The 21,001-nt window shown below is 44.2% G+C and carries 22 protein-coding genes; all 22 read right to left on the reverse strand.

Going from position 1 to position 21,001, the window contains the following annotated elements; all coding sequences use genetic code 11:
- Positions 1 to 30 precede the first annotated feature (30 nt).
- On the reverse strand, positions 31 to 1,161 hold the full coding sequence (flhB, locus tag Q4Q57_RS04620) for a flagellar biosynthesis protein FlhB (RefSeq protein ID WP_311889999.1): 1,131 nt from the start codon (positions 1,159 to 1,161) through the stop codon (positions 31 to 33).
- Positions 1,162 to 1,179: 18 nt separating this feature from the next.
- Positions 1,180 to 1,977, reverse strand: coding sequence for a flagellar biosynthetic protein FliR (gene fliR / locus Q4Q57_RS04625; RefSeq protein ID WP_220590726.1), 798 nt, complete (start codon positions 1,975 to 1,977; stop codon positions 1,180 to 1,182).
- Positions 1,978 to 1,981: 4 nt separating this feature from the next.
- Complete coding sequence (gene fliQ, locus Q4Q57_RS04630; protein ID WP_006082394.1) at positions 1,982 to 2,251, reverse strand: flagellar biosynthesis protein FliQ; 270 nt, start codon at positions 2,249 to 2,251, stop codon at positions 1,982 to 1,984.
- 18 nt (positions 2,252 to 2,269) lie between these two features.
- The gene (fliP, locus tag Q4Q57_RS04635; RefSeq protein WP_063884844.1) at positions 2,270 to 3,016 is read right to left on the reverse strand and encodes a flagellar type III secretion system pore protein FliP; all 747 of its coding nucleotides are present in this window, start codon (positions 3,014 to 3,016) and stop codon (positions 2,270 to 2,272) included.
- Complete coding sequence (gene fliO / locus Q4Q57_RS04640) at positions 3,013 to 3,441, reverse strand: flagellar biosynthetic protein FliO (protein WP_063884843.1); 429 nt, start codon at positions 3,439 to 3,441, stop codon at positions 3,013 to 3,015. The genes fliP and fliO overlap by 4 nt, the downstream gene beginning before the upstream one ends.
- 29 nt (positions 3,442 to 3,470) lie before the next feature.
- Complete coding sequence (gene fliN / locus Q4Q57_RS04645; protein WP_028761182.1) at positions 3,471 to 3,851, reverse strand: flagellar motor switch protein FliN; 381 nt, start codon at positions 3,849 to 3,851, stop codon at positions 3,471 to 3,473.
- An 11-nt stretch (positions 3,852 to 3,862) separates the two neighbouring features.
- Positions 3,863 to 4,894: a flagellar motor switch protein FliM gene (fliM, locus tag Q4Q57_RS04650; RefSeq protein ID WP_063884842.1), complete on the reverse strand. Its 1,032-nt coding sequence runs from the start codon at positions 4,892 to 4,894 to the stop codon at positions 3,863 to 3,865.
- A gap of 48 nt (positions 4,895 to 4,942) precedes the next feature.
- Complete coding sequence (fliL, locus tag Q4Q57_RS04655; protein WP_063884841.1) at positions 4,943 to 5,470, reverse strand: flagellar basal body-associated protein FliL; 528 nt, start codon at positions 5,468 to 5,470, stop codon at positions 4,943 to 4,945.
- A gap of 88 nt (positions 5,471 to 5,558) precedes the next feature.
- Positions 5,559 to 7,748 carry a flagellar hook-length control protein FliK gene (locus Q4Q57_RS04660; protein ID WP_311890000.1) on the reverse strand — a complete coding sequence of 730 codons (2,190 nt, stop codon included), beginning with the start codon at positions 7,746 to 7,748 and terminating at the stop codon, positions 5,559 to 5,561.
- A gap of 261 nt (positions 7,749 to 8,009) precedes the next feature.
- Entirely contained in the window at positions 8,010 to 8,456 is a 447-nt protein-coding gene (gene fliJ / locus Q4Q57_RS04665) for a flagellar export protein FliJ (RefSeq protein ID WP_006082402.1), read from the reverse strand.
- Positions 8,457 to 8,485: 29 nt separating this feature from the next.
- Positions 8,486 to 9,823 carry a flagellar protein export ATPase FliI gene (fliI, locus tag Q4Q57_RS04670; RefSeq protein ID WP_220590729.1) on the reverse strand — a complete coding sequence of 446 codons (1,338 nt, stop codon included), beginning with the start codon at positions 9,821 to 9,823 and terminating at the stop codon, positions 8,486 to 8,488.
- Positions 9,792 to 10,808, reverse strand: a complete 1,017-nt coding sequence (fliH, locus tag Q4Q57_RS04675; protein ID WP_311890001.1) for a flagellar assembly protein FliH — start codon at positions 10,806 to 10,808, stop codon at positions 9,792 to 9,794. Before fliH ends, fliI begins: the two co-directional genes overlap by 32 nt.
- Positions 10,795 to 11,847: a flagellar motor switch protein FliG gene (gene fliG / locus Q4Q57_RS04680; RefSeq protein WP_028761189.1), complete on the reverse strand. Its 1,053-nt coding sequence runs from the start codon at positions 11,845 to 11,847 to the stop codon at positions 10,795 to 10,797. The genes fliH and fliG overlap by 14 nt, the downstream gene beginning before the upstream one ends.
- The gene (fliF, locus tag Q4Q57_RS04685; protein WP_311890096.1) at positions 11,840 to 13,522 is read right to left on the reverse strand and encodes a flagellar basal-body MS-ring/collar protein FliF; all 1,683 of its coding nucleotides are present in this window, start codon (positions 13,520 to 13,522) and stop codon (positions 11,840 to 11,842) included. Before fliF ends, fliG begins: the two co-directional genes overlap by 8 nt.
- A 45-nt stretch (positions 13,523 to 13,567) precedes the next feature.
- The gene (gene fliE / locus Q4Q57_RS04690; protein ID WP_006082407.1) at positions 13,568 to 13,903 is read right to left on the reverse strand and encodes a flagellar hook-basal body complex protein FliE; all 336 of its coding nucleotides are present in this window, start codon (positions 13,901 to 13,903) and stop codon (positions 13,568 to 13,570) included.
- 230 nt (positions 13,904 to 14,133) lie between these two features.
- Positions 14,134 to 15,477 (reverse strand): sigma-54 dependent transcriptional regulator, encoded by a 1,344-nt coding sequence (locus tag Q4Q57_RS04695; protein WP_311890002.1) that lies wholly within the window; start codon positions 15,475 to 15,477, stop codon positions 14,134 to 14,136.
- The gene (locus Q4Q57_RS04700; RefSeq protein ID WP_311890003.1) at positions 15,470 to 16,552 is read right to left on the reverse strand and encodes a PAS domain-containing sensor histidine kinase; all 1,083 of its coding nucleotides are present in this window, start codon (positions 16,550 to 16,552) and stop codon (positions 15,470 to 15,472) included. Before Q4Q57_RS04700 ends, Q4Q57_RS04695 begins: the two co-directional genes overlap by 8 nt.
- 109 nt (positions 16,553 to 16,661) lie before the next feature.
- Positions 16,662 to 18,095 (reverse strand): sigma-54 dependent transcriptional regulator, encoded by a 1,434-nt coding sequence (locus Q4Q57_RS04705; protein ID WP_011847309.1) that lies wholly within the window; start codon positions 18,093 to 18,095, stop codon positions 16,662 to 16,664.
- Between the two features lie 286 nt (positions 18,096 to 18,381).
- Positions 18,382 to 18,792: a flagellar export chaperone FliS gene (gene fliS, locus Q4Q57_RS04710; protein ID WP_006082411.1), complete on the reverse strand. Its 411-nt coding sequence runs from the start codon at positions 18,790 to 18,792 to the stop codon at positions 18,382 to 18,384.
- A gap of 6 nt (positions 18,793 to 18,798) precedes the next feature.
- On the reverse strand, positions 18,799 to 19,119 hold the full coding sequence (locus tag Q4Q57_RS04715; RefSeq protein WP_311890005.1) for a flagella biosynthesis chaperone for FliD, FliT: 321 nt from the start codon (positions 19,117 to 19,119) through the stop codon (positions 18,799 to 18,801).
- 28 nt (positions 19,120 to 19,147) lie between these two features.
- A complete protein-coding gene (fliD, locus tag Q4Q57_RS04720) occupies positions 19,148 to 20,518 on the reverse strand; it encodes a flagellar filament capping protein FliD (protein ID WP_311890006.1) in 1,371 nt (456 codons plus the stop codon).
- A 43-nt stretch (positions 20,519 to 20,561) separates the two neighbouring features.
- Complete coding sequence (locus Q4Q57_RS04725; RefSeq protein WP_311890007.1) at positions 20,562 to 20,948, reverse strand: flagellar protein FlaG; 387 nt, start codon at positions 20,946 to 20,948, stop codon at positions 20,562 to 20,564.
- Positions 20,949 to 21,001: the final 53 nt, after the last annotated feature.

Genomic DNA, 21,001 nt, shown 5'->3' on the forward strand with positions numbered 1-21,001 from the left:
TATCACTCACAAGTGTCAGATGCTGCAAACTTAATATTTCAATTCATCAGGAATAGGCTGATTAAGCGGAACTGGAATAGGTTTACGACCGCGTCCTTTCTGATATTGGCGTAACTGGAATACATAGGCCAAAATCTGTGCCACAGCAGTAAACAATCCTTCGGGGATTTGTTGATCCAACTTAGTCGTATGGTATATAGCTCTTGCTAATGGCGGAGCAGAGACGATTGTCACATTATGGGCGCGGGCAATCTCACGAATTTTAAATGCGACGTCATCAACGCCTTTAGCTATGACAAAGGGTGCAGCGGAGCGCTTTACATCGTATTTAATCGCTACTGCAAAATGCTCAGGGTTAACAACGATGACATCGGCATTGGGTACTTCAGCCATCATTCTGCGCTGAGCCAACTCATGCTGCATCTGCCTTACTCGCGATTTCACTTCAGGCTTCCCTTCAGTGTCTTTATATTCATCCTTTACTTCTTGTTTGGTCATCTTAAGTTGCTTGTTGTGATTCCAAATTTGGAACGGCACGTCGATGACGACAATCAATAAAATAGAGGAACACAACAGGATAAACATCCACACAAGTAAATCTAATGCGTGGTAAATATTACCAGGAAGATGATCACTAGATAGCAACATAATATCATTGAAGTAAAAGCTCAGTAATAAATACGCAGAAAATGCCACCACAGAAAACTTGGCAATCCCCTTCGTCAGCTCAACTAACGCCTGCACACCGAACATGCGCTTCAAACCTGCGACTGGGCTCATTTTACTGGCCTTAGGCATCATGGCTTGGGTAGAGAAATTCATCCCGCCAAGGGATATATTGCCAATGAAAGCGACAACCACAATTAACAGCATAATTTTTGCCATGGGCCAGGCGATTTCGCTCGCGACAACGCCCCATACATTAAACATTTCTTCAGTATCAAAAATTTGCGCCCTGTCCATGGTGAAAACAGTCTCAAATACCCGAGTTAAACTTGTGGCTAGACTTGGACCTAACATATAAAAGCCACATGCAGCGGAAATTAATACCGCTGCTGTACCGAGTTCTTTCGAACGCGCAATTTGTCCTTTTTCCCGCGCCTGTTCGAGACGTCTCCCAGTGGGTTCCTCACTGCGTTCACCGCTTGACTCTTCAGCCATGGGCTGCTCCTAATACCGTCATATCAAACCATCGGCGTTACATTGAAGCGCTAACATATCGCAAAGCAGCACTTGAGCCGCAGTCCACACTTCATCAAAATGGGCCATAACAGGTGTTAAGGTTAACCAGAGAATAAACAATCCGCCAATCATAGTGATCGGAAAACCAATAGAGAAAATATTTAATTGCGGCGCGGCGCGGGTCATCACACCGAAGGACAAGTTCACTAATAACAAGGCAATAATCGCGGATATCGACATAGTTAATGCCGCACCAAACATATACGAGCCCCAATCTGCTAAAGCACGGTAGCTAGTGAGGGTTAATCCTTGATTAGAAATGGGTAGGGTCTCAAAACTCGCCACCAACATACGGATCATCAATAGATGTCCATCGACGGCTAAGAAGATTAATGTCGCCAATAATAGAAAAAAGTTACCAATAACGGGTGTTTGCTGACCCGAACCAGGATCAACCATAGAAGCAAACCCGAGACTGGTTTGCATACCAATAATCTGGCCGGTTAATACGAAAACTTGCATCACCATTTGAGTCACAAACCCCATGGCAACACCAATAATGATTTGCTGCGCAGTAATAAATACTGCACTGAGTGAAAATAGATCGGCATTTTGAACAGGAGGAAGGACTGGTGCTATCGCAAAGGTAATCGCCATGGCTAATAGTAAGCGCACACGAGTTGGAGTGGTTGCGGCCCCAAATACCACCATCACCATTAACATGCTAGCAACCCGAAACAGTGGCCACATATAAGCGGCAATGGTCTGCATTAACGTATCGAGCAGCAGCTCCATTGGATTAGCCTATTACTTGCGGGATGCGATTAACCATCTCGACAAAAAAGTCCATTAGGGTTTCAACTAACCAATGTCCCATGAACATCAAACCGAAAAGTGTCACTAACAATCGCGGTAGAAAACTTAAAGTTTGCTCGTTAATCGAAGTCGCGGCTTGAAACACGGCGACAATCAAACCAATACCCAGCCCAGGTAATACAATTGCAGACACCATCATGACAATAACAGCGAGAGCCTCACGAAAAATATCAATTAGCGCCTCTGGACTCATTTGCATATTCTCCCTTGGCTACCCGAAACTATTCGCTAATGTCCCTAGGACTAAGCTCCAACCATCGACGAGCACAAACAGCATGATCTTAAATGGTAGCGACACTATCATAGGGGATAACATCATCATACCCATGGCCATTAAGATACTGGCCACCACTAGATCTAACACTAAAAAGGGCACGAACAACATAAAACCAATTTGAAAAGCTGTTTTTAGCTCGCTGGTAATAAAGGCGGGTATCAGCACGCTCATCGGGGCTTCTTCGGGCGACTTAATGTTTTTGTAGCCTGAAATTTCGATAAAAGTTTTTAAGTCTGTGGTCCTAACTTGACCTAACATAAAGCTTCTTATTGGTTCTTTACCTTTTTCGAACGCTTGCTGCAGGGTTAACTGCTCCTCAATGTAAGGCTTAACCCCTTCGTCATAAATCCGGTCAAATACCGGCGCCATAATAAAAAAGGTCATGAATAAACTCATGCCAATTAATACTTGATTGGAAGGTGTTTGTTGTAAGCCAATAGCTTGACGTAATATAGACAGAACAATGATGATCCGCGTGAAAGAGGTCAACATGATGAGCATCGCAGGTAAAAAACTCAGCGATGTCATCAGCAGTAAAATCTGCATTGTGACTGAGTATTCTGTGGAGCCGTCTGGTCCTGTTGTTACAGTCACTGCAGGCAAAACACCATCAGCGGCCCATGCCGACGGCATGCATAACAGAATAACTAAGCCAACTAACGCGAGGATACGTGTTGTCATTGTTTTAATTTCGCCTGACGTAGCCGACTCGCAAAGGAATCAGACTCTATATGAATAGGTTCAACTAACTTATCAATCAAACTCACCTGCTGCGAGCTAACGCCAAGTAAATATTGCTGCTCCCCCACCTGCACTAAGACTAAACGCTCTTTCTGACCGAGCGAAGTCACGGCTATGGTTTTTAAAACACCGTTGGTCGTAGGAACTAAATTGAACCGTCTTAATAAATAAGCTAACGCAAAAATTAAGAGTAAAACCAGAATTAAGCCACCTAACATACTCGCTAGGGTTGCGACTTGAGAAGGTTCAGCCATTTTTGCGGCCGAAGATGTCACAGCTGTTACGCCTTGAGTACTATCGCCTACAAGACTCTCAGTTTTTGCTTGAGATACTGCAGCTAAACTGAGTATTACCGATATGGTCATTCTGGTTCCAACTTTCGTTGATGAGACAATTATTTAAGCTTTTTAATTCGCTCGGTTTGACTGATCACATCGGTTAAACGAATACCGAATTTATCGTTTACAACCACAACCTCACCATGCGCAATCAGCGTACCGTTAACCATCACATCTAAAGGTTCACCCGCAACTCTGTCGAGCTCAACCACAGAACCTTGGTTTAACTGCAACAAGTTACGAATACTGATATAGCTACGGCCCACTTCCATAGAGATAGTGACGGGGATATCTAAAATAGTGTCTAATTTCGCCGCTTCTGCTTTAGAGATAGGTCTCGAATCATCAACTAATTCATCGAGCTCAATCGCGTTAGCTTCTTCTAAAGCTTGTTCTGCCATTGCTGCAGCCCAATCATCCGTATCGTCTGTGCTCATCTTACTTCACCTTATAATTCTGATATATCGCGAGATTTACCCTTGCGCGTCACTAATTGTAGCTCGGATTTAACGGTTTCTGGCCGAGGGATCTTTTCATATATTTTAAGTGCTAGGTTATCTCTAGAACGGCCCATTTTACAACGATATGTCGGTAAATCCTCGATTTTCATCATAATATATTCCGGTAACTCAATCGGAATAATATCGCCCGCTTTAAAATTCATCACATCTTTGAGCGTTAATTCATGTTCCACAATGTTGGCATCGAACCCGACCTTCACATCCATGATTTCATCATGCAATGCCTGCGACCAACGCATGTCAGTATCTTGCTTATCACTTTGAACACCCGCATCGAGCAACTCGCGAATAGGCTCAATCATGGAATACGGCATAGTGATATGGAAATCACCGCCACCACCATCAACTTCAATATGGAATGAGTTAATCACGACAACTTCAGTAGGACTGACAATGTTGGCCATTGCAGGATTGACTTCTGAGTCCAAATAATCGAACTCCACATCCATCACCGGTGCCCACGCATCTTTATAATCTTCAAAAATTATTTTAAGCAATAGCTGTACGATACGTCTCTCAGTAGGCGTAAATTCCCGCCCTTCGATCTTGGCATGGAAACGGCCATCTCCCCCAAAGAAGTTATCCACTAGGATGAACACCAATCTGGCTTCCATTGTGATCAATGCTGTACCTTTGAGCGGACTAAAACGTACCATATTCAAACTAGTAGGAACGAATAGCGTATGTACATACTCTCCAAACTTGAGCATCTGTACACCGTTGATCGACACTTCAGCAGCGCGACGCATCATATTAAACATACTGATCCGCAAATGACGTGCAAAACGCTCATTCACAATTTCCAGCGTCGGCATACGCCCACGAACGATGCGATCTTGGGAAGAGAAATCGTAGGAACGCGCATCATGACCAGCGGAATCAATTTCGTCATCATCATCGACGTCATCAACCCCGTGCAAGAGTGCATCAATCTCGTCTTGGCTTAATAAATCACTCACTATATTGCCTTCGCCTCTTTAGATTACTTACCCACTATCAGTAAAGGATTATTGCATCACAAAACCAGTAAACAGCACTTTCTCGACAACTTTACGGCCAGTGACCGACTGCAGGGTATTTTGCACACTTAAGAGTGCTAACTGGCGTAATTCATCTTTACCCGCTTGCGTACTGAGTTTTTGCACATCTGCGCCACTGAAAGTCGTTAAAAGCGCATCTTCAATCAGCGGAATGTGTTTTTGTGTCAGCACATCATCATCTGTGCCACGTACCATTAACTGTACTTTAATCTCAACTAAACGAGCGCGATCAGGGCCAGGCAGGTTAAACAAAAAAGGACGTGGCATAGGCACATAGGATGCGGTAGTCAGCGCACCACTTTCAGCAGGAGTTTCTGTTTGTACGGCTCCGTCAGTTGACGTCGTGGCGTCCTCAGAACTACTACCAAGGAAAAACCATAGGGCACCGGCAATAAGCAGTGCAACTAAAACCCCCACTCCAATAAAAATAAAGAGCTTTTTTTTACTTTTGGGAGCTTCGGTGTTCTCAAGTTCTAACGATTCTTCCTTAGCCATTCACTATTCTCTTTAATTTAGGCAGAAACTCTTACGTTTTATTAATATGAAAACGTAACTATATAAGTCATCGCTATAGGTTACCTACTTAAGCGTAATAATCTATACCTGAATTTACACTAGAAGCTTGATTTAAACCTAAATGTAGCTCTTCTGCCGAGATTTCATCCACATCAGCCCCACTTGAACCGCCACCGTCGCCAAAACTTCCCTCTCGACGTTCACCTTGGCCACCTTGAGACACATGGCTATCCGCTAATTGCATCCCTTGCTCTTGCAGTAACTCGCGTAATCTTGGCATAGCTTGTTCAACTAAATCACGCGTCTGTGTCTGAGTGACATGGAACTGTACTTGGGTCTGATCGCCATGCACTTGAATTTTTACCAGCATATGTCCAAGCTCAGGGGGATCAAGCCTAATTTCAGCGTGTTGAATACCTTGACTCACCATAGTGATCAACTGTTGCTTCATCACAGGTGAAAACCGTTGGATCATCTCTTGCATTTGGTTTTGTTGTTCGACACCTTGGCGTAATGACAACTGAACTTGCATCGTTTCCTGACGATTGACTTGTAGTGGCGTCGATGACTGAGCTAAAGCAGAAAATGACTTAATGTCAGTCGTTGATACCTTGTCTTCATCTCCCATAATGAATGGCTTAACGTCTCTTTGAGCATCGAGTGTCACACTGTATTTCGCATCCTTTAGCAAAGTACCCGCATCCATTGCTACTTTTGAAACATCAACATTGATCTCGGTATCAGTCATTGCGCTATCCTTCGGATCAACTGCGTTACCTAAGATATTCTGTGTATCCAGTGTTGTAACTATAGGCTGAACTTCTACTTTGCTAACCGCAATATCGACATTAGCATTTCGGCTTACTTGCTGGGGTATCGTAATCTCAACATTGCGAACTGTTGGTTTATTACTCTCTACAGAAACAGTATCAGCATCGACCTCGTCCGTGCTAGAAGTATCAATCAGCTTGGAACTTGCCAAGTCCAATGTATCAACTATTTCATCAGCGATTAAAGATGTTGCAGCCATTTCATTCTTAGTAGTCGATGATGCTAGGGTTTCAGACTGCAAAGTTTGACTCGCAGGGCTAAACTTCAACATTGATTCATCTACGTCGTCAGAAGTTCGCAGTGCCTCAGAATTAAGATCCAACCTTGCTCCCCGCAGTTCAGCGTTTACACTCGCAACTTGATTCGCATATTTATCAGTTGAAAATGATTTATCGTCTTTAAGTTCAGTCACATCAGCGTCTTTCAACATCACGCTTTCTAAAATTTTTGATGGTGCTGTTTCTGCTGTATTTTCAAGCTCTGATAAGTCTAAACTTTCAGATGTTTTACTGTTCGGCGAAATAACTTGTGCCTTGAGAGAGGCGAAATGTGATTCAAGGCTTTTATCCATAGACGACTGTGATTTTAATGCCTCTACCGCCTCATCAAGTAAAACTTTCTTCCCCTGTATTGCTTCAACAGATAATTCGTCGGCTGCGTCTTTGTCAGCCCGTATATTTTCAATTGGCAATGTCTCTACTGATATTTTAGTCGCTAACAATCTTTCTTTGGATAATACCTCTACTGATACTTTATCCGTAGACACATTATTAGTGCTATCAGTCTCATCTGATGACGCAGTATTTAGTTGAAACTGGTCAGTTAACTTTTTGAGTTCTGAGGAAAATGAAATGTCAGTATCTAACATCTTTTGTAGGCCAGATAGTTCGCCGTTTGAAGACTTGCGCTCACCCTTCTCAGTTACCAAGTCTACTTCACTTGACGCTAAAATATCTGATTTGCCTTGTACTGAGCCTGTGATGTCGACAATAGGAAACTCAGTGTTCATCGCTTTCATTGATGCTTGTATACCCGTCAACTCAACGGTACTGAGAGCATCGCTTTCCAACAAAGTATCACCAGACTCATTATTGTCCTCTTGGGAAGAGCCAAACGGCAAACTCTCTCCCTCTGATGCCGTTTTCTTCATGTCATTTGCCATACTGATCTGGGCGAAGATAAGATTTACGTCAGCGTCATCCGTTGATATGTCTTTATCTTTTACTTTATCAGTAGAGGCGATCTGCACTTTATCGTCAGTATTCGCGACAGCCTTTTTAGGCGCGGAAATAGAAAATGAGCTAGCGGAGACAGACGCAAGTGTAGATGAAAAGTCTTCATTATTAGAATCTTGGGAAGATATCTTAGCGGAATTGGCCGCAGAGTTGCCTGTTTTACTCAACAGGATATTGGTCATTTGTTGCATAAGTGCTCCCAAACATCACCCAGCAGAAGAGAAAATGGCTAGGTAAAAACGTCAATTAAACACTGCGGTTGCAGGGTCATGGACTAAATCAAAGCAAATAAGATGCCAAAAATTCAGTTTTTTACTACAGAATATTGAAAAGAATAAAACCCAAAGGAAGAAGTCGAACAAATGTTCAGCGCCATAGAGCGGCAGCAGAAAACTGAACTCATATCGGGCTAGTGAATAGCAAAGATATCGAGCATTTAACGCGCTATTTCACTAACGCTGATGACGGCGATAAAACTGTTGAGAAGCAAATTCATCGGTCATTTTCTGCTCTCGTTTTTGTTCAACGACTTGGCGCTTCTTCTCTTTACTCGCTAACAGTAATTCCACTGCCTTACGTTTTTTCTGTTTTTCCAACCAATGCTGTTGTCGATATTCTTTTTGTTTTTCACCGTCGGCCACAACGCGATTTTGCTGAGTAATAGCGTCATCAATCTGACGAATAAAGCGATGAAACTGGTGATAGTGACTGGCACTAATGGCTTGACCTTGCTGGGATTGCATTTGCTTCATGTATTCTAAGCGATAGTTATTCAGCGCACTGAGTTGATTAAGCCGCTTTTGACACTCTAATTGCGCCGACTTTAACAGTAATGCCGCTTGTTCTTCGGCATCATTGGCGAGCTTTAACACTAACAACAAGGGATCGGCGTTAGCCATACTAGACCTCGATTAATTCGATGACGCCATTATTTGCACTGAGCGGCAAGTTGCCCAAGCATGACTTGGCTATCGGCAAAGCTAAATGCATCACGCATGGTTTGGCGTAAAAAAGCATTCATTGCTGGCTGCAGTCGTATTGCATTGTCAATTCGAGGATCGCTGCCTTGGGCATAAGCGCCAATGGAAATCAAATCCCGATTCTGCTGATACAAGGAATAGGTTTGTTTCACGCGGCGCATGGCTTCCAAATGTTCATTGGAGATCACCATAGGCGCGACTCGGCTAATAGAAGCTTCAATATCAATCGCAGGGTAATGCCCCGAATCCGCAAGCGAACGTGACAAGACTATGTGACCATCGAGGATCGCCCGCGATGCATCGGCAATGGGATCCTGTTGATCGTCTCCTTCCGTCAACACAGTATAAAATGCCGTAATTGAACCTTGCCCAGGGCCACCGTTGCCGGCGCGCTCAACTAAACGCGGCAGCTTGGCAAACACTGAAGGCGGATAGCCTTTAGTCGCAGGCGGTTCACCGACAGCCAAAGCAATTTCACGCTGCGCTTGGGCGTAGCGCGTTAAACTATCCATTAATAACAAGACGTTATAGCCTAAATCGCGGAAATATTCGGCAATACGAGTCGAGGTTTCACAGGCGCGCAGGCGCATCAGCGGCGAGGTATCTGCAGGCGCGGCAACAACAACAGAGCGCGCTCGACCTTTTTCACCAAGAATCTCTTCAATAAACTCTTTTACTTCACGACCACGCTCGCCCACCAGCCCAACCACAATAATGTCGGCAGTGGTGCCGCGGGTCATCATACCTAAGAGCACACTCTTACCCACACCTGAGCCAGCAAACAAGCCCATACGTTGGCCTTTGCCCACTGTCAGCATGGCATTAATGGCGCGCACACCGACGTCCAGCGGCTCGGTAATAGCACGGCGAGATAAGGGATTAATGGCAGCGCTATGTCTTGGCGCTTGTTGATCTGTCTGCAACGCACCTAAACCATCTAAAGGCACACCGTTGCCATCGAGCACGCGTCCTAACAGGGACAAGCCGACATTGAGTCCAGTTTGTTCTCCTAAAGGCACCACCCGGGCACCGGGTAATACTCCACGTAATTCTTCGATAGGCATTAAATACAGGAGTTCGCCATCAAAGCCGACGACTTCGGCAATTAACTCGCCCGCCATGGTTTCGATGGAACATAAGCTGCCCACAGGCGCACGGCAACCGCTCGCCTCTAAGGTTAAGCCAACAACACGCACGAGTTGACCACTGGCCACTGCGCGAAATGGCGGCACTTTGTCCTGATGGTGATTCAGCCTATTCAGCAGTTGGTGTTGGCGATTTTGCATCTGTTCCGGCATCCGATTGGGTATCTAAGTGCTCACCTGTATTCGAGGCAGATTGCATATCCTCAGCGTCTTGGTTAAACGTATCGACAGCTTGGTCATCAGCCGTTTGAGCATCAGGCTCAGACTCAAGCGCCACAGCAACTTGTTTGGCAGTATCTGCAGCTTCAATCGTCTCTTGCAGTTGATGCTGTTTATCACTCAAATGCGCATGTTGATTTCGTAATGACTCAAACACAGTATCGATACGCGATGAAAGCGTTAAATCGACTAATGAGCGATGACTGCTCAGAATACAATCGCCTGCACTTAACGTCGGATCGACTTCAAGTTCCCATTTACTGCGGGTCAGTTGGGCGGTGGAATAAAGTTGTTCGACAAGGATCAAATCGTCAGGATGCAGCCGAATAGTAACCGCTTGCTCTTTAATCGGTAGCGACTCTATGCCTAAGCGTAATGCCGAAAGCACTTGTTCTGGATGGGTTTTTAATTCGTGACCTATGACTGATTTAGCTAATGTCATACTCAAGTTCAGTAGGGAGAGCTCGATATCACCATCGAGTAATTGCAATGGCTTTTCAAATTGAGTTAATAAGGCTTCAAACCGCGAAAGTAAAACTTTGGCTTGAGCTAAACCGGTTTCTAATCCTTGCTCATGCCCTTGGGCGAGCCCTTCAGTATGGCCTTGCTCTAAGCCTTCTAAGCGACCTTTCTCTAGCCCTTGCTCGTAACCTTGTTGTTTACCTTCGGCAAAACCTTCTTCTTCAGCTTGGGCGCGAATGTCCTCAATCTCGGCCATCGTCGGCGGAGAAACACTCTCAACCGTCATCGGCTTAGCGGCTTGATGATTCGAATGGCCGAACAAATTCGAGATAGAATCGTCATCGGCTTCAGTCACATCTGGAAGTGCCCAGTGACTAAACTCAATATCACCGTCGCTCAAGACCTTATTTGACGGTTTATTGTCGCTCGGATTAGAGGAACTCATCGCCACCACCGCCGCCTAACATAATTTCGCCGCTGTCACTTAAGCGACGGGCAATAGACAGGATTTCTTTTTGGGCGACTTCCACTTCACTGATACGGATTGGGCCCATGGCCTCAAGATCGTCACGCAGCAATTCAGCGGCACGTTTTGACATGTTGCCCAAGATTTTTTCTTTCAGCTGATCATCTGTGCCTTTGAGCGCCTTCATCAGTACATCTTGCTGCACTTCACGCAACAAGGCTTGAATACCACGGTCATCAACATCGATTAAGTTTTCAAATACGAACATCAAGTCTTGGATTTGCTGCGCCATTTCTTCGTCAGACTCGCGCATAGTTTCCATCAACTGACTTTCGATACCCGTATCTAAATAGTTCATTATGTTGGCAGCCGCTTTTAGGCCGCCCATTTTCGCGGCCTGTGCACCACCTTGACCAGCAAACTGTTTCTCCATAATGTCATTCAGCTCTTGCAATGCAGCGGGCTGTACTTCTTCAAGATTCGCAATCCGCATCATCAAGTCTAAGCGAGTATTTTCAGGGAATTGACCAAAGATTTCCGCTGCCTGATCAGGTTCTAAATAGGACAATACAATCGTTTGGATTTGAGGATGTTCATTCTGAATAATGGTCGCCACTTGGCGTGCATCCATCCATTTCAACGAATCCAACCCCTTAGCACCACTGCCCATGATAATCTGTTCAATCAGATTACCCGCTTTATCTTCACCCAGTGCGGCGGTTAAGGCTTTACGAACGAACTCTTCGCTGTTGAAACCAATAGAAGAATACTTTTGAATGTCATCGAGAAACAGCTTATGTACCCCGATGACTTTTTCTTGACCAAACTCATCCATTGCCGCCATCGCCATACCCACTTTTTGCACTTGCTTCGGCTCTAAGTGTTTTAAAATGGATGCAGCATCGGCCTCACTCAAACTGAGGAGTAAGATCGCGGTCTTTTCGACACCGCTAATATCCTTAATGTTAAAGGCAGGTGCGGCCGCTGGAGCCACTTCTTTCGTTTTATTCTCAGCCATTGTCTTGTAACCAGTTTTTCACGACTTGAGTAGAGAGCTCAGGCTCATTCGCCACGAGCGCACGGATAGCTTTAATCATATCATCATCTTTGTGCAAATTAGGGATATGAATTGAACCATCATCGGCATAACTGTATTCCGCCTCTTGGGTATTGAGCATCCCTAGCGTATCTGCCGCGTACTGGTCCTCAATTTCGGCCAATTCGTTACCTAATCTGCCATCCTCAGGCATATTCACACTGTCAGGATAGATTAAGCGTTTCAGCATAGGACGTACCACAGCTAAAATCAGCACCAAAATCACTAACGCGCCAATACCGAGCTTAATTGCGCGCCAGAACCAAGGTTGCTCCCACAGTTCTAGTGCAGGCAAGTCTTCAACCAATTGATCCATAAAGGGAACCGTGACCACTTCTAACACATCACCCCGTTGCGAGCTAAAACCGACTGCCCCTTCGAGTAAACGACGAATGTTGGTCAGTTCTTGTTCAGTACGGGCAACGCGCGCCACTTGGCCATTTTCTCCAGCGGCACCGGGTTTAAAGTCCACCGCAACCGACACACTAATGCGGCGAACGGCGCCAACTTGCTGACGGGTATGGCTAATGGTGGTATCTAACTCAAAATTACGCGTCGCTTCACGGTGCGAATTACCTGCGGTGACAGACTCAGTCGCTTTAGTCGCATCTTCTGGAATATTTGACTCCATTGGTGGCTGATTCGATAGCGCACCAGGGATCCCACCCGAAGAGCCGCCAGTGGTATTATTTTCAACGGTCATTTCGCTGCGCAGAGCTGGTAAATCAGGGTTGTAACGCTTAGAGGTTTGTTCGACCGCAGTAAAGTCCATGCTAACATCGACTTGAGAGGTGAAATTATCAGGACCTAAGATAGGTACCAAAATCGATTCAATCTTAGTGCGATACTCGGCTTCTTTTTGCTGTACTAATTCAAGCTCGCGACGGGCAGTCGCAGACGCGCCATCTTGGCTGCCTGAGTTTAATAAGCGGCCATTCGAGTCAGTTACCGTCACCCGTGATGGCTCTAAACCTTGTACAGCAGAGGCAACGATATCGACAATTGCATCGACTTCACCTTGGCCTAAACCGCCACGACGGGTATTGATAACCACAGTTGCACTTGGTTTTGAAGCATTGCGGGCAAAGACGTTTTCTTTAGGTAACGCGAGGATCACTTTGGCGCGGCTAACACTTTGTAGTTGCTCAATTGCACGGGCTAGGTTTTCTTCTTGGCTGTGCTTAAGACGGGCTTGCTCCATACGTTGGCTGACACCAAAGCCGCTGTCTTGATTCAAGAAATCTTGACTGGCCGCAGGGCTGTCAACGCCTGCGCGGCTCAACATCATTTTGACTTCTTGATACTTATCTTCGGGAACTTTAATCACGTCCACATCGATTTGATACTTAACTTTATTTTTATCAAGCACATCTAATACTTGAACCATTTCCTGAGTTTCCATTTTTCCCAATGGACGATACTCAGGCTCCTGTGCCCACAGCATGACAAATACGGCTAAGGCCAAACAAATCGCCAAGGCTAAAATCATAGTTACTTGACGCATCATATCGACACCGCCAAGGTTTCCCATCATTCCTGACTTATGTTCTTGCTGGACACCTTGGTCAGCTAAGTCGGAATTGGATCCGACAATCATTTCTGTGCTCACGATTCGTACCTGCTAATTGGGTTATTCACTGGCCTAGACAGGCATGCTCATTATTTCTTTATAGGCTTCGACAAGCTTATTACGTACTTGTACCGTTGCCTCGAAGGCGACGCTGGCTTTCTCACGGGCAATAACAGTATCCGACAAAGTGACGGTAGTATCTCCCATTTCTAAGCGCGTCGCGAGGTTTGATGATGTCGACTGTAAGCCGCTGACATTGCCGACGGCTTGCGAGAGTAACTGACCGAAGTCCGCACCACTGGTGTTATTAACTTGCTGCATGATATTTGGCTGAACGCCAAAAGACGGCGTAATTTCGCCTTGGAGTTTCTGCATTTCTTGCAGGAATGAATTTGCGCCTATTTGCATGCTGAGCTCCCAGTCGTCGAGTTCTTGACGATCAAAATACCTATAACGGGACAATGCAAAATAACGGCCAAGTTTTCAAATGGTCGTGATTGATAATAAATTGACGGGATAAGAAGACGTTAAAACTAAGGATTCTGGATAAAATAGGTCACTTTTATGCTGGTATATTTCAAAAAATGCAGCCTCACAATCAATATGGAGGCTGCAATATCATAGCTTGAATTTAAAGACTAATTTGGTAATTGAATGCCCATATCACGCATCCTTGCCATCTTGTATCTTAGGGTTCGGGCGCTTATCCCCAGTTTTTCAGCGACCAGTTTGCGGCTTCCTTGGCATTGATTAAGAGTTTCTAGAATAATCACATGCTCCTGCGCTTTAAGTTCTTCGCCTAAACCGTCTGGCTCGGCAGCAAATTGATCTAGGTCTTCACCGCCTAAAACCACATCCTGCGTATCGATAATAATGTCATTGGCGGTGATCACTTGACCGGCTCTTAATATCAAAGCCCGCTGGATCACATTATCGAGTTCACGTACGTTCCCCGGCCAGCGATGACTCAATAAACGTCGACGTGCATTTTCATCCAACTCAGGCACATCGGCGACATTCAATGCCTTGGCATGCTTAACCAATAAATGGCGTGCAAGGGGTAAAATATCCGCTGGACGTTGACTTAATGCGGGCCAAGCTAATGGGAACACGTTGATTCGATAGTAGAGATCTTCCCTAAAGCCACCTGCCGCCACCACGGTTTTTAGGTCTCGATTGGATGTGGCAAGCACGCGCACATCGAGCTTAATAGTTTTACGGCCGCCTAAACGCTCAACTTCACGCTCTTGCAATACTCGCAATAACTTAGCTTGTAAGCCTAAATCCATCTCAGATATTTCATCTAGCAGCAAAGTGCCACCTTGAGCCTGCTCAAATTTCCCAGGACACGCTTGATAGGCGCCAGTAAATGCGCCCTTTTCATAACCAAAAAGGGTAGCTTCAAGCATATTCTCGGGAATTGCAGCACAGTTAATGGCCACAAAAGCTTGATCGGCACGGCTACTGTGTTGATGAATATAACGGGCCAAGACTTCTTTACCCGAGCCGCTTGGGCCTAAGATCATGACCGAAGCATCGGATGCAGCAACCCGCTGAGCCAGTGCCAATAAAGCTAAACTCTTCTCATCGGCAACTACTGGCTGATCCACATTTTGTTTTAACGGCAAATAGCGGGAAACTTGATTGAGCAAGACTTCTGGCGCAAAAGGTTTCGCTAAGTAATCGACAGCGCCCAATTTAATGGCATCCACCGCACTATCAATCGTGGCATAAGCTGTCATCAACAATACTGGCAACTTAGGATGATGTTGCTGTAGGAAGTTTAATAATCCTAACCCACCAATGCCTTGCATCTGCACATCACTAATGACTAAATCAAATTGATGTTGTTTCAAGGCTAAAATAGCGTCTTCACCCGAGGCAACATCAATGCACTCATACTGAGCCAACATTAAGGTATCCAACAAGGCTTCACGCAATGAGGCATCATCTTCAACGAGCAATAACTTTGCTTCAGACATGGGTAATCTCCAAAGGTAATATCACCGCAGATTTAGCCCTTGGGAAGACTAAAGACACAGTGCAACCTTTATTCGGTAAGCAACTTAATTGCAGTTGTCCTCCATGATTACGCACCACAGATTGCACAACCGCTAACCCGAGCCCAGTTCCCTGCGACTTAGTCGTAAAGAAAGGTTCAAGTACCTTCTGCTGCATATTGGCATCTAAACCTTTGCCATTGTCGATGACATCCAGTAGTAACTGATCGCCCTCTTCTTTCGCCTGAATACGAATCTCAGTGGCGCCGGCTTCGATACTGTTCATCACTAAATTGTTGATTGCCGAGCTTAATGCATTGGAATTGGCTAACATTAAACTGCTTGATGCATCATCAAATGACAAGTCACAACCTTGCTTCGCCGCTATTGGCTCACAATTTGCCAAAACATTGTCGATAACCTCAGCAAGCGTAATCAACTCTCCCAGTTCATCCTGACGGCCTTTCGCCATCAATAGCATGTCGTTAACCTGCCGCTCCAGTTCATTGAGTCTATCAACAAGTTTTTGCTGGAATTTCGCTTTAGCGGCATCGGATAACTTAGGACTCGCAAGATTAGAGGCATATAGCAATGCGGCAGATAAAGGCGTGCGCACCTGATGCGCCAAAGTTGCTACCATCTTGCCCAGTGCAGATAAACGTTGTAGATGGGAGATATTTTTCTGTAATAACCGAGTTTCAGTCAGATCAGTTAACACAATTAATTGACCAGGCTCTGGCGTGAGTGGCGTAATGGCTAATTTAACTCGGCGGCCATTACGCAGTGACACTTCGTGGCCATCATCATCCTGTGGCGCAAAGGCACTGTGGATCACATCAATCCAGCGAACGCCACACAAGGAGCGCTCAAGTAATTCAACTGCAACCGGATTGGCATCCGTGACTATACCGTCGCCATTGATAATCACCACGCCGGATGGCATAGCCTGTAAAATATGCTCCATTCGATTGGACATATTAGCGGCCTCACGCAGTTGGTTCCATTGTTTGCTAGTGTGCTTGAATGACTCAATTTGCGCTAGTGGGTTGGCTGACATAGTCACTCCGTCAAAAAATTGCTTATGACGGAGTGACTGCAGTATCTATGCCAAATTAGAAATTGAACTTTAGAGGTTAAAACGACTTATATAACAATAAAATAGAAAACTAATCTTTAGTCATTCCGTACTTACGCATTTTTTCTACTAGCGTTGTACGGCGTATTCCTAGCATCTCAGCCGCGCGAGCAACAACGTTATCTTGCAGCTCTAGTGCCTGACGTATCATGTCGATTTCCAGTTCTGCTAATAAATCCTTAAGGTTCACGCCTTCAGGTGGTAGCTCACTTGGGAAACGCGTCTCAGGGATTTCAACCGGCTCTTCATCACTAAAGATAGAAGCCAAAGCATCACGTTCCTGTTGCTCTTCGCTCATCTCAACACAATATTCGGGCACATCGATATGGCGATACTTAACGGGTAAGTCGTTAACATCAACCAATCCACCCGGATATAAAATGGTGAGGCGTTCGACTAAATTAGACAGCTCACGCACGTTACCCGACCAAGCATGCTCTTTTAAAGACTCAATCGCACGCTGCGTAAAGCGCACCTTGCCACGGCCTTCGTTGTAGACTCGACTCACCAACTCTTGTAATAGCAAAGGCACATCGTCCTTGCGATCACACAACGCGGGCATTTCGATCGGGAATACGTTTAGGCGGTAATAGAGATCCTCGCGGAACTCATTCACGCTGATCATGGTTTCTAAATCTCTATGTGTCGCTGCTACAACGCGCACATCGGCATTGATGGTCTTAGTGCCACCAACACGCTCAAATACCCGTTCTTGCAGTACACGAAGCAATTTAACTTGCATCTGCAATGGCATGTCACCAATTTCATCGAGAAATAGTGTGCCACCTTCCGCCAATTCGAAACGGCCCTTACGAGAACAAATTGCCCCAGTAAATGATCCCTTCTCATGACCAAAAAGTTCACTCTCTAACAACTCTGGCGGTATAGCACCACAGTTAACTGGAATAAAAGGGCCATCACGGCGTTCAGACAAATAATGGATATTACGGGCGACCACTTCTTTACCTGTACCGGATTGGCCCAGTACTAGTACAGTCGCCTCAGATGTCGCCACTTGATTAATCAAGTGCCTTACATTGGCAATACCATCACTGCGCCCCACCAAGCTTCGGAATAACTTCGTTTGATTTGCACTTGTGGGGACTTGAGGGCGTTTAACTTGGCCAAATACTTGGCAGAAGTGTAATAATTCGGTGAGTTGAGGATAGGTTAAAGGTTCCTCAATATTTCCAAGAATGTTAGACACTTGCAGATCGTCAACGTTGCCAAGCAACAGCATAGGTTGCCATGGATGTTGACCCGCGATGTTTTTAAGCGCATCAGCATCCATAACATCAGTTAGGATAACTAAAGCTCGAAAACGAGTATCTTGGAGGCTAGCACTTAATTTTTCGGCGTCAATTTGTGCAATTTGCTCACCTAAAAAATCAAAAATGCAACACAGGCGATTTAATCGCTCTGATGGGGGGCCGATAAGTAAAATTCGTTGATCTGTTTGCATCATTCAGTAGGCCGTAAAGCTCTAATATGTATTAATTCGCATTAATTATTTATGATTAGTTGCTGTAAAAGCTTAACAAATTCAATGTAACAATCTGTGCCACCATCACTACTGTGATGAATATTGTATTATCAGCAGACGAGAAGCAAGCCTCAGATGAGGTTTATGCCAAACTGAATTGATTTTAGTTCATTTATGCCATGATTCTAGTTAAAAACGTCAAACATTTGACTTTGAGCCAAAAAAAAGACGCAACCAGTGCGTCTTTTTTTAATCACCAAATAAGATATTAACCCGCTTCAGAATGCGCAGAAATATTATGTTTATCTGCAGGAATCGCATCCCAGCCTTCTTTGATAGTACGTAAAACCTCACATACATCATCAATCGCTTTCACATCATTATTGATGTTAGCTTCAGAAATTTTACGCAACATGAAATCATAAAGATCGCTCAGATTTCTTGCTATCTGTCCACCAGCATCCATATCTAAGCTATTGTTTAACCCAGTAATAATCCCAATGGCTTTGCCAATATACATACCTTTATTAGACAGATCATTTTGTTCAATCGCAAGACGACTCTGCGCCAGACGTTGTAGTGCTCCCGCGAACATAAGCTGAATAATACGATGTGGTGAAGCAACGGTAATTTCACTTTCTAATGAAACCTTACGGTATGATTGCAGTGAACCTCTCATAAACACCTACCTATTTGAATCTATAGTCTTATAAACACTAATCTGGCGTTTATTTTTACTACCTGCATGTAATAATGCTTGCCTATCAGCCAATACAACACTTGCTTTACTCGTGTACTCTTGAGTAAGGTCAAGTTGACGTTGAAGATACTCAACATCTGTCATATTCGCATCAGCCACTAATACATCGAGTAAAAGTTGACGCTCTCCAACCAGTACCTGCAAGTTCGACACCAACTCATCAGTTTGAGGTTCTTCAGCAGGGATCTGAGTCAATTTATTTAAGATTTCACTCAAGATAGCATTAAGCTTATTAAGTTGTTGCACTGACAACTCCCTTACTCATTAAAGTTTATTATCCTTTCTTAACCGCACCAGGAAGTGAATTAATACGATCAATGAGGCCACTACTCTGTTGATTAAGTTTGCCAATTACAAGATCCATCGCATTAAATTGCTTAGTTAAACGCGCTGTTAACTGATCCATTTTAAGCTTAAACGCTTCTCTTTGATCTGTGATTTGGCTTTGCTGATTGGTATATCCTGTTTGACGAGAGTCAATTAGTCCACGTGACTTAACATAGCTGTCAGCAAGATCATAAAAACGATTGGCAAGCCCTTTATCGGGCGTTGAAAATAACGCCTCAACACTAGACATATCCTCTGAAAGCACTTTATCAAGTTTAGTATCATCAATAGATAACTTACCATATCTATCTGTTTTAATGCCTATGTCATATAAGGCAATCGAATTACCACCATCAGTGTCAATTCGCTCACTCGAAATACTGCGTAATTGTGATTCTATCGAGCGAATCATAGAGTCGCCCTGTAATGCAGCAGCTGTTTTTTTCTCTTTATCATAGGATGACATTTTATCAACTGCAGTTGCTAAACTATTGTAAGCATCGACAAAAGCTTTCACATTTGTCTTTACCGCATCGTCATCTTGTTCAATTTTTAACGTAGTCGTTTTAGAAACATCAGCATCAGTTAAATTTAACGTCACACCTGTAATGGCATTCTTTACCTCATTAGATTGTGAGGTAACTTGCTGATTATCTATATAAACAATTGCATTTTTAGCATCTTGAAGCGTGGAAATATTTCCCGCACCAAACATATCATTTAGTCCAGTTCCAGACGTGTCATTAGCTGTAATACTGATTTGATTGTCTTCACCCGACTTATTAGAGCTAAAAATCAATCGACTGCCAGCATCACTGGTAATAACAGTTGCTGTTACACCTACATTATCTGATGACTCATTAACTTTTTTAGCAATAGCCGCAAGTGAGTCGGTAGCAGAAACATCAACAGAAAAGCTCTTACCATTAATGCCAAAATCTAAACTTCCTTCACCAACTGGCAGTGCAGGATCTGCAACATTGGTTCCTGCAACTTTATGGTTTACCGCAAGTTGCTCAACTTTAATACCATAGCTACCAGCCTGAGCTGTCTTGTCCGCAGTAGCAGTTATATAAGTTTCATTACTAACAGAGATTTTCCGTTGATTAAGAGCATCGCCTGTTTGTAGTTTTTTTAAGGCATCTTGAAACGTAGACAACGCACTCTTTAAAGTTCCCATAGCAGAAACCTTTGCTTTGATGCTGTCCTCTGTTTTATTAAACATCGCTTCTTTCGGTGTTTTTTCGGCATCGACTAGAACTTGCACAATTTCACTAATTTTAAGGCCAGAACCCATGCCTGTCGCAGTTAATGCCATATAAACCTCTCACTCTTCAACGATTACTACAAGTAATGTATATCTAGGCCTCTGTTTTCATCAAAAGCCCAGTGACTTCAGATAATTTCTCAGCTAGAGCTAATGCTTCTTCACTTGGCATTTGCCTAATAACATCACCAGTATCTCGGTCGAGTACAGTAACAACAGCTTGCCCTGAATTTTCATCAACTTTAAATGCTAAGCCCTTACGCATCATAGACATCATATCAGACAACTCTGTGGCAACCTGAGTCAACTTACTCGGATTCTGTTCATTATCAGTCGCATCTTGTTCTACGGTTTGTTCAATAGCCGACACCGCAGTATCCCGCTTTAACTCCACATCTGAAGCAGATGCTTTTAGCGGCACTTGAGCTAATTCAACCTTATTGTGAACCATAGAAGATGAACTTGCTATATTGATATCCATAGCCATACCTCAGCAAATTAAGTAATTGTTTTAATAAGACTTAACAAAACAAA

Origin of the sequence: Shewanella sp. SP2S2-6, from assembly GCF_031931965.1 — a bacterium.
Taxonomy (GTDB): Bacteria; Pseudomonadota; Gammaproteobacteria; order Enterobacterales; family Shewanellaceae; genus Shewanella; species Shewanella baltica.